This window comes from Flavobacterium panacis, from assembly GCF_024649945.1.
Classification (GTDB): Bacteria; Bacteroidota; Bacteroidia; order Flavobacteriales; family Flavobacteriaceae; genus Flavobacterium; species Flavobacterium panacis.
This window is the reverse complement of record NZ_JANKMS010000032.1, coordinates 1-1,560: the sequence shown is the minus strand read 5'-3', so window position 1 is coordinate 1,560 and position 1,560 is coordinate 1. Positions and strand designations below refer to the sequence as shown.

General features: G+C 42.9%; 1 protein-coding gene and 1 pseudogene. Both read right to left on the bottom strand.

The annotated features are described in order from the left end of the window. On the bottom strand, positions 1-1,151 hold a 1,151-nt coding region (locus NQQ59_RS25185), incomplete at its 3' end, for a non-ribosomal peptide synthetase (RefSeq protein ID WP_257698477.1). Between the two features lie 84 nt (positions 1,152-1,235). Beyond that, positions 1,236-1,541: pseudogene (locus tag NQQ59_RS25365) on the bottom strand (condensation domain-containing protein); the annotation flags it as partial. Positions 1,542-1,560 lie beyond the last annotated feature (19 nt).

Below are 1,560 nucleotides of genomic sequence, written 5' to 3'. Positions count from 1 at the left end.
ATATTTCCATCAGGAAGCCATCTGGCCAAATCTCCGGTCTTATAAATTCTTTCGCCTGCTGCAAAAGGATTTGCTATAAACCTCTCAGCAGTCAATTCTGCCCTGTTCAGATAACCTCGCGCGACTCCTGCTCCTCCGACACATAATTCCCCGACAACCCCTACAGGCAACAAGTTCAGATTGTCATCCAAAATATAACAGCCCAAAGTAGGGATAGCACAACCTATCGCACTAACAGAACTCAACATATCCGAACTTGTCAGTTCTTTGTAGGTAACGTGAACCGTAGTCTCGGTAATACCATACATATTGATCATTTTACAAGAAGGATATAATTCTTTCCAGTTTTGTAGATAAACAGGATTCAACGCCTCCCCTCCAAAAATCACATATCGAATAGAATGATCCAAAACTCTAGAGAGAAATTCTTCCTGAAGAGCATAAAAAGATCCCGGTGTCTGATTCAAAACCGTAACTCCTTCTCTGATCAGTAATTCTCTAAAAGAAATGGCATCCCTGGTTACTGCTTTTGGAACCACCACCAAACGTCCTCCATGAAGCAAGGCTCCATACATTTCCCATACCGAGAAATCAAAACAAAACGAATGAAACAGCGTCCAGACATCATCAGTACCAAAATCAAATAAACAGGATTCGTTTTTAAACAAACGAACCACATTATTATGGGTAATCAGAACTCCTTTCGGGTTTCCTGTACTTCCTGATGTATAAATCACATAGGCCAGATCACTTGGTCTTACTGCAACACTTAGGTTTTCTGTTGAATAGTTTGACATCCTCCCTAAATCTGTATCCAGCAAGACAACGGAAAGATCACCATATTGCTCCAACACCTTATGGCTGGACGAACTGCTCAAAACCTGTTTCATTCCTGCATCCCCAACCATATACGAAATACGGTCCTGTGGATAATCAGGATCGATCGGAACATACGCTGCTCCGGATTTCAAAATACCAAGGATACCCACAAGCATCTCCAGACTGCGTTCCAAACAGATACCAACCAAAGTATCGGCCTGCACACCCTGATCCCTCAGATAACGCCCCAACTGGTTGGACCTCTCGTTCAACTCCCTGTAGCTCAACTCCTCACCATCATAAACAACCGCTACTGCATCTGGGGTATTCATTACCTGCTCCTCAAACAATTCAATTATAGTCTTATCCTTTGGATAACCCACAGTCGTGTCATTGAAAACATCCAACAACTCGTGCTCCTCCTCTGAAGTCAGCATCCTCAGACTGCCTATCGGCTGATGGAGGTTCCTCACGATATCCGACAACAACCCCTGATAATGCAACAGCATACGATCAATCGTGGCCTTGTCAAATAAATCGGTACAATATACCATATCCAATGCGATACCGTTACTTCCTTCTGATATAGTAAAGGTCAAATCGAATTTGGAAACCGAAGTCTCAAACTCATAGCTTGAAATCTCAACATCATCCAATATTATTTCTCCAGAACCTTCCGGTGTGTTCTGCAATACGAACATCACCTGGAACAAGGGAGTCATACTCATATCACGGCTACTG